Source organism: Halomonas sp. MMH1-48 (assembly GCF_022348105.1).
In the GTDB taxonomy this organism is placed as follows: domain Bacteria; phylum Pseudomonadota; class Gammaproteobacteria; order Pseudomonadales; family Halomonadaceae; genus Vreelandella; species Vreelandella piezotolerans.
Window position 1 is genome coordinate 1 of the sequence record NZ_JAKRFL010000039.1, and the last position, 6184, is coordinate 6184.

A 6184-nucleotide genomic window follows, 5' to 3' on the forward strand; every position below is an offset into this window, starting at 1 on the left:
TCCAGCGGCGACGCAGTACCTCTACCCCTAACGTACCTGTCAGCGCGGTCATGAGTGACAGCAAGTACACACCACCAACGGGCGCCCATGGGGCTAGTGGAGAATCTATCTGAGAGGTGCCCAGCAATAACCAGGGAAAGCCGGTGAGCAACCAGGTGCGTAGCCATTCGCTCACCACCCACATACCGGCAAAGCTAAGAAAGGCGAACCGTGGCCCCGTGATGCGTCGATAGAGCCCAAAGGGGACTGCAAAGAAGAGCGCCAGGACGCTAACAAATAGCGTGGTGAGGAACATCGCCACCAAGGCCCCGGTGCCACCGAAATCGTGAATAGCAACGAAGACCCACGACGTGCCTGAACCGAACAGGCCTACCCCATAACACCACCCTCGCAGGGTGGCCATGGCGGGCGTTAGCGACGCTATTCTCCAATAGACCAGTGCCACGCTCACTGGGCCAAGCCACCATAGGGAAAAGGGGGCGGCACTCAAGGTGGTCAGCACCCCAGCGGCGAGCGCTACAACGCAATCGACTATTGGTGAGGAGCGCCCAGCAAAAAGCGTATATTCTTTATCTTTATCGACCACATCCATAGCGTTACTCAGAGCGCTTAAAAGCAGGACTTTCACGCCATAACGCCACCGCGAACATCAATACACCGGCAAATAGCGCGATATCGGCCATGTTAAAGGCGGGCCAATGCCATTCGCCCCAGTAAATGTCCAGATAGTCGACGACGTACCCTCGCGCTAAGCGATCAACAGTATTACCGAGCGCGCCGCCAAGAATCAGGCTGTACGCACAGGCCTCCAAGCGCGACAGGGGTTTGCATAGCTGCACAACCAATACGACGACCACCACCAACGCTAAACCAAGAAAGAGGTAGCGCTGCCAACCCCCTGCTTCTGCGAGAAAGCTGAAAGCGGCTCCTGTGTTCCCGGTATAAACCCAGTTAAAAAACGGCGTTAGCGGAATGACTTGGCCAAACGACATCTGGGCATGCACAATTTCCTTGACCAGTTGATCGGCTAGAGCCATCACGCAAGCTAATGTGAACCATGGCCAGCGACGTGAAGGGCTATCGTTTGGCGCTGTTCTCATGACGTTGTTTTTCCTTGTGACAGGCCTGTCATTGCGGTACTGGGCGAAAAGCGGTAACCCAGCAGTCGCATGGCGTTCAACGTCACCAGGACGGTAGCACCGGTATCGGCCATCACCGCAATCCACATGCCGGTAATACCCAGCGCCGTTGTAACTAGGAAAATGGCTTTTAAGCCAAGGGCGAGAACAACGTTGGTTTTCACATTGCGCAGCGTGGCACGAGAGAGGTCTATCAGCTCAGCGATGCCGGTAACGCGGTTCTTGAGCAAGGCTGCATCGGCGGTTTCCAACGCCACATCCGTGCCGCCCCCCATCGCGATACCCACATCGGCTGCCGCGAGTGCCGGTGCATCGTTGATGCCATCGCCTACTTTACCGATGGGGCCACGGCCAGCCGCTTGCCAGTCTCGAACATACGCTGCCTTGTCTTCAGGCATTAGTTCGCCGTACGCTTCAATGCCTAAGCGACCCCCCGTGGCAGCGACGGTGCGGGCATTATCACCGCTGAGCATGACCGCCTGTACGCCTAAACGGGATAGCGCCGCTAGGCCTTCAATGGCATCTTCGCGTGGCTCATCGCGAACCGCGATCAAGCCCAGTAAACGCTCGCCTTCGACGAGGAGAGCGAGGCTCTTACCGGCTTCTTCTAACGCGACAATCCGAGCACTGAGACTTTCCTCAAGGATGACTTTCTCGTGAAGGTGACGAGGCGTCATTAAGCTCAGCTCGCGACCCTCCACCTGGCCGGAAACACCGCGCCCCGCCAGAGCGCGGCCGCCGGTGACGGTGGGGAGGTTGATGCCCGACTGTCGGGCATGCTCAACGATAGCCGTGGCGATAGGGTGACTGGAATCCCGCTCTATTGCGGCGGCGAGCCGCAATACGCTGTTATCGTCTTCCTCAGCAATCCAAGACTCCACATCTGTGACTCTTGGGGTACCCGCAGTGAGGGTGCCCGTTTTATCTAATGCCACCAAGCGAAGCTTACCTAACTGTTCAAGAACGGCTCCCCCTTTGATCAGTAGTCCGCGCCGAGCTCCCGCCGAGAGACCGGCGGCGATGGCGGCTGGGGTGGAAATGACTAACGCGCAGGGGCATGCGATTAACAGCAATGCTAACGCACGGTAAATCGACTCCGACCATGCCATGGTCGATACCAGCGGTGGCACTATCGCCATCAGTAGGGCGAGTAAGACGACGGCGGGCATATAGTAATACGCAAAACGATCAATAAAGCGTGCTATCGGTGCCTTGGCGGCCTGTGCTTCTTCAACCAGACGAATAACGCGTGCGATCGTATTGTCATCAGCGCCTCGTGTTACCTCCACCTCCAGGGCGGCATCAAGATTCACTGTGCCAGCAAAAATGTCATCACCAGGCGCTCGCGAACGGGGTATGGACTCGCCGTTTACCGGCGACTCGTCAATGTCGGAGGTGCCCACCAGGATGCGTCCATCGCAGGGTACGCGATCACCGGGCCGCACCAGCACACGCTGCCCGGGTTTAAGTGACTCCGCCGAGACGTCACGCAGATGGCCATTGTCCATCAGCCTCGCCGTTGAGGGTGTTAAATTTGCCAAGGCTGAGATACTGCGGCGCGCTCGTGAAGCAGCTACCCCTTCGAGTAGCTCACCTACGGCGAACAAGAACACGACCATCGCAGCTTCAGCGGCAGCATTGATGGCCAATGCGCCAAGCGCAGCGATGCACATCAGCATCTCGATGGTAAAGGGATTGCGCATTTTGAGGGCGCCCCAGGCACTCTGCGCAATGGGTATTAAGCCGACTAGCGTGGCCAAAATGAAAGGCATATTACCCAGCGCAGGCCATGCTAAACGAAGCGCGAAGGCCACTATCAGCAGATTTCCTGTGATAATGACCAAGCGCCCTTTAGCGGTTTGCCACCAAGAGGATGAAGCACCAGATGCGCGTGTTTGGCCATCATGGGAAGCCACTTGATAGCCTAGTTCGTTCAGGATGCCCTCAATGGTCTTTCGCGAGGGGGCCCCGTGATCGTGGTGGTGAATCTTCACCGATCCCGTGACCGAGCTTGCCGTGACTTCCTCAATGCCTTCCAGTCGCTCTAGCGCCGACACAACCTTGCGCTCACAACCGCCGCAGTCCATGCCTTCAACACGCAGCGTCAAGGTGGTAGGCGCTGTTGTCGGCGTTGATGTTTTCATGGTGCCTCTCCTGCCAATGGGCTATGGTTTTTAAGTGTAAACCTTGTAGCAACTACAGCTTCAAGCCCTGCGTAAGGAGTTTTACCATGTCGATGATCGGCCAAAGTATCAGCATTGGTGAGTTAGCACGACGAGCCGATTGCAAACCTGAAACGGTTCGCTATTACGAGCGTATTGGGCTGTTGCGCGATGCGACACGAACCGGCGGAGGGCAGCGCCGCTATGGAGACGACGCTGTGCGGCGCTTGACCTTTATTCGTCATGCCCGTGACTTTGGCTTTTCGGTGGAGTCAGTGCGAGAGCTTTTGGCCATGTCAGATCAACCTGATATGCCTTGCCAAGAAGTCGATGCCATCGCCACGCATCACCTAAAGAAAGTGGAGTCCCGCCTTCAACGACTGTCCATACTGCGTGAGGAGCTTCAACGGATGGTCACACAGTGTGCCGGTGGTAAAGTGGAAAGCTGCCGAATCATTGAGGTCATCAGTGATCATCAGCTCTGTATCACTGAAAAATCGCACGGAGGGGCTCACGACTTGGGTTAGCACTAACGCTACGCCCCACGCCCAATGGTTAGCCCAGCGAAACATCCAAAAACAGCATGAGTACCAATCCGATGGAGAGGCCCAGCGTGGCCTTTTTTTGGTGCCCGCTTCGATGAGTTTCGGGAATAATCTCATGACTGATCACATACAACATCGCCCCCGCTGCAAAGGCCAACCCCCAGGGCAGTAGCGCTTGTGACATGCTGATGACTCCAGCGCCTAATAAGCCACCTAACGGCTCAACAAGCCCCGTAAGGGCGGCAATCGTCCATGACCGCCAACGTGAATAGCCCACGCCTAGCAGTGATACTGCTACGGCCAGTCCTTCTGGGGCATTCTGAAGTCCAATGCCAATCGCTAGTGGAATGCCTCCTTCGCTTCCCCCTGCGCCGAAGGCCACGCCAACGGCCAGCCCCTCTGGCAGGTTGTGTATCGTAATGGCAATAATAAACAACCAGATACGACGTAGTGAGGCAGCCTCTGGCCCTTCTCGCCCCTGTTCGAAGTGCTCATGAGGTAAGAGTTCGTTCAGTAGTGCGACCATTCCAATCCCTAGCAAGATGGCCGCACAGGCAATGGCAGCAGGTACCACGCTACCGCCATAACGCAGCTCCGAGGCTTCTAAGGAGGGTATGATCAGTGAGAAGAAAGAGGCCGCTAGCATGACGCCAGCGGCGAACCCCAACGCTAAATCGCGAACACCACGATTCGGTCTTTTGGTAAACAAGATAGGAAGCGCCCCGACAGCCGTCATCAAGCCCGCGGCAAGGCTTCCCAATACCCCCATTGTGACGAGAGAAACCTCTTCCATACCGATTACCTGTCTTGTGTTAGATGAGTGATCACAGCGCTAGGGTTCCATAACGAGGCAAGCACACGTTCACGTTACTAACAATCCATGCAACGTTGCTAAGCACGGGTGGTTACGGCTCGTTAAACGAGATCAAGTCATAAATGGACGCCGTGCCGATAGCTTGTTCCAAGCGATCTCTTGCCTCGTAAAGTGACGCTTGATATTCACCTTGAGTCGGCTGCTCACCCAACATGATGCGTTGACCTTGACCAAGGGGATCAACAGGCTGGTTATTGACTCTCACTTCGTAATGCAGGTTGGGGCCCGTGGCGACCCCGGAGGAACCTACCTCTCCGAGCGACTCTCCCGCATTGACTAAATCCCCAACCACTAGCTGTGGGGAGAATCGGCTAAGGTGTGTGTAGCGACTAATGGCCCCTGTGTCGTGCTCCACCTCGATCACCTGCCCATATCCCCCTTGGCGACCCATAAAGAATACGCGCCCAGGTGCGGTGGCAATGACCGGCGTTCCTGTCGGCGCAGCCAAGTCAATTCCATTATGAGGACGCATCCCTCCATACACAGGATGTCGCCGATTCCCAAAGCGAGACGTTAAGCGGGCACTAAGCACGGGCAACCGCAACGTGCCTAGCAGGGTGTCGCTTTTGAAAAGAGCTACGTCCCCCTTTTGGGTGACCGGCCATATGACCTCCAAGGGCTCTGCCTGATCAGGCAGAGCGGCATAACTGAGGCGTGGTGGCCCAACACGGGCGCCGTCCTGGCGTCGATCTTCCTCCCACACTAATTGAATACGTTCACTGCCAGAAAACTCCAGCGGCGCTGCGATAAACTCGCTGAGCAGTGTTTCCAGTTTAGTGGCGAAACGCGTTGGGACACCTTCTGCTGCCAAGGCCTCGTAGAGGGTGGTATCAATGACGACATCACGCCCAAAGGTTAGGGTATCAACGCTATCGAGCGGTAATGTGCCTTCTTGCTCGCTAGCCGCCTGTAACTTGACAGGGCTAAGTTCAGACGGAGGCAATGACAGATGCGTTTGCCAATTGGCTTCGGCTAGCAAGGGGTAAAAGCCCACCAAGCCTAGTAACCACCAGCGCTGCATCACTGGCCATCCTCTTCCCCAGAGATCTCCGCTACTTCACTCTCGACGGCATCAATCAGCTCTTGCATACCAAAGGGGTCTAAAGGCTCGCCATTGACAAAAAAGGTAGGTGTTTGGCGAATCTGATTGGCTCTGACATCCGCCATGTCTTGGTCAATCACCGCCTGCACCTCAGCAGAAGTCAGTTGCTCTTCGGCAGCCGCTAAATCAAGGCCTCCTTGGCTCGCGATATCGAGGATAGCGGATTCATCAAAACTGCCATGTGAAGCCCATTGATCCTGGCGAGCCAGCAGCCTCTCCAGTACCGGTTCAAAGACGCCCTGACGACGAGCAACTTCTAATACCCGAATGGCCTTGTCCGATACGTCGCCGTGGAAAGGAGTGTAGCGCACGATGAGCCGCACTTTTTCTGGGTAGGTTTCCAGAATACTTTTTGTCAGGGG

Annotated in this window: 6 protein-coding genes and 1 pseudogene; 1 reads left to right on the plus strand and 6 read right to left on the minus strand. The window is 56.1% G+C overall.

The window, feature by feature from the left end; all coding sequences use genetic code 11:
• From MHM37_RS17020 to MHM37_RS17030, 3 genes and pseudogenes are all read right to left on the minus strand, one after another.
• Positions 1-592, minus strand: a pseudogene (locus tag MHM37_RS17020) (apolipoprotein N-acyltransferase); the annotation flags it as partial.
• Positions 593-596: 4 nt separating this feature from the next.
• Positions 597-1100, minus strand: a complete 504-nt coding sequence (gene lspA, locus MHM37_RS17025; protein ID WP_016916426.1) for a signal peptidase II — start codon at positions 1098-1100, stop codon at positions 597-599.
• Entirely contained in the window at positions 1097-3283 is a 2187-nt protein-coding gene (locus tag MHM37_RS17030; RefSeq protein WP_172422356.1) for a heavy metal translocating P-type ATPase, read from the minus strand. The genes lspA and MHM37_RS17030 overlap by 4 nt, the downstream gene beginning before the upstream one ends.
• An 86-nt stretch (positions 3284-3369) precedes the next feature.
• On the opposite strand from MHM37_RS17030, the gene MHM37_RS17035 reads away from it, so the two are divergent.
• Positions 3370-3828 carry a helix-turn-helix domain-containing protein gene (locus MHM37_RS17035; protein WP_022521290.1) on the plus strand — a complete coding sequence of 153 codons (459 nt, stop codon included), beginning with the start codon at positions 3370-3372 and terminating at the stop codon, positions 3826-3828.
• Positions 3829-3856: 28 nt separating this feature from the next.
• On the opposite strand, the gene MHM37_RS17040 is transcribed toward MHM37_RS17035, so the two are convergent.
• From MHM37_RS17040 to MHM37_RS17050, 3 genes are all read right to left on the minus strand, one after another.
• A complete protein-coding gene (locus MHM37_RS17040; protein WP_016916429.1) occupies positions 3857-4639 on the minus strand; it encodes a ZIP family metal transporter in 783 nt (260 codons plus the stop codon).
• 112 nt (positions 4640-4751) lie between these two features.
• Complete coding sequence (locus MHM37_RS17045) at positions 4752-5741, minus strand: M23 family metallopeptidase (protein WP_022521291.1); 990 nt, start codon at positions 5739-5741, stop codon at positions 4752-4754.
• Positions 5741-6184, minus strand: a 444-nt coding sequence (locus tag MHM37_RS17050) for a thioredoxin domain-containing protein (RefSeq protein WP_239379736.1), incomplete at its 5' end; no start/stop codon positions are given. The genes MHM37_RS17050 and MHM37_RS17045, both read right to left, overlap by 1 nt.